Genomic DNA, 1,501 nt, shown 5'->3' with positions numbered 1-1,501 from the left:
AGGCGTGAAGCCCGCTCGGCGCTGGCGCAATCTCTCGGTCATCCTGTCGTGGACGTCTTCGACGTCGCAACCACCTTCTATCCGTGTGGCGCCTGGGCGCCAGACCTGATCCTGCATGCGCTCTTGCGCTCAGGTGACCTCGATCCCAGCAAGCCCCATCTACTATCGACGGTCGCAGTTACGGCGACCAGGCTGTGGTCCGGGCTTGCTCAACTGCATCAGTGCCGGCGCTTCGTCTTTGCCGCCAGCGGCTTGCCTTGCTCCTTTCCTGATCAACAAATCGGCATCAAACCTTCAGCTGCGCCCCGGCGGGCACGAGGCCCTCGCGCAAGTAGCGCCACAGGGCGATCGCCAGGCGCCTGGCCACCGCCACAATCGCGACGCGCCGCCCTCGCTTGTTCTGCCCCTGGGTTCGTCTGGCAAACCATTGCGCCAGCTCACTGCCCGGCTGGTATTTCAGCCAGCACCATGCCATCTCGATGAGCAGCGCCCGCACCCGTCGGTTGCCTTGCTTGCTGATGCCCTGGTCGACATGGCTGTCACCGCTGTCATACGGTTGCGGCACGAGACCGACGCAGGCGCCAACCTGCCGTCGGTTGGTGAAGTCGCGCCACAGCAGCTCCAACACCAGCCGCATGGCCCCCACCCAGCCGACACCTCTCAGCCTCGACAGCATGGCGATGCAGCGTTGGGCATCATCCGGCAAGTCATGCAGCAAGGTCCTTTCGGTCGCTGCGAACTGCTGCCGCGCAAGGTCTAAGCGCTCGCACTCGTGCACCAGTCGATGCCATAGCTCCTCGGGGATCCGGCGCCCATCTGCACATCGCACTTCCCCTGCCATCAGGCGTTCGACGAAACGGTTGTCGATCTGCACCTTGCAGCCTTGCGTACGTAGCAGCTTGACCATCCGATCACGGTGCTGGCCGATCTCCTTTTGCAGCAGCCCCCGCTCGCGCGACAGCTGTCGCTTGCCCTCGTCACGCGGGGTCGGGATCGACAGGACGCGCAGTTCGCGCCGGTCGCCGCGGCGCCAGGCGCGCAGCTCCCCTAGCAGCTTCAGGGCGTCCAGGCGATCGGTTTTCGCGCGCCGGGCGTGGCGCGTCACTTGAACGCTCGCAGGATCGATCACCAGCGCCGTGATCCCTTTGCTCTCCAAGGCGCGAGCGACCCAGAAGCCGTCCTGGCCGGCTTCATAGAGCAAGACCACGGGGCAATCCGCAGGCAGTGCCCAGCGCCGCTTCAGATCGTCCAGGCGCCCTACCAAACCTTCCAGCCGCTCCCATAGGTTCTCCGCGGCGAGATTCAACACCGCCGGATTTAAGCGCTGGCCGTCGGTCGCGGCGATCTTCCAGGACTTGTCGGCCAACTCCAAAGCGGCCTCCAGGACCGGATTAACATTTACGGGTTGAGTCGGTTGCATATGTCGCTCCTGAACACGGTCTGAGAACTCCATGTTTAGGACAACTCTGCAGCTGACTCAACTCACGTCATAGGATCTACG

1 protein-coding gene is annotated in these 1,501 nt (G+C 63.9%); it reads right to left on the bottom strand.

From position 1 onward, the window contains the following. Positions 1–286: 286 nt before the first annotated feature. On the bottom strand, positions 287–1,420 hold the full coding sequence (locus LZ009_RS24145) for an IS110 family RNA-guided transposase (RefSeq protein WP_275700553.1): 1,134 nt from the start codon (positions 1,418–1,420) through the stop codon (positions 287–289). Positions 1,421–1,501: the final 81 nt, after the last annotated feature.

The organism is Ramlibacter paludis (assembly GCF_022012305.1).
In the GTDB taxonomy this organism is placed as follows: Bacteria; Pseudomonadota; Gammaproteobacteria; order Burkholderiales; family Burkholderiaceae_C; genus Ramlibacter; species Ramlibacter paludis.
Note: the sequence above shows the minus strand (reverse complement) of the source record. Positions and strands in the feature narration are given on the sequence as shown.

Bases quoted from the DNA above. Each gene is read 5' to 3' on its own strand.
- LZ009_RS24145 (WP_275700553.1), bottom strand. From the start codon at position 1,420: ATGCAACCGACTCAACCCGTAAATGTTAATCCGGTCCTGGAGGCCGCT.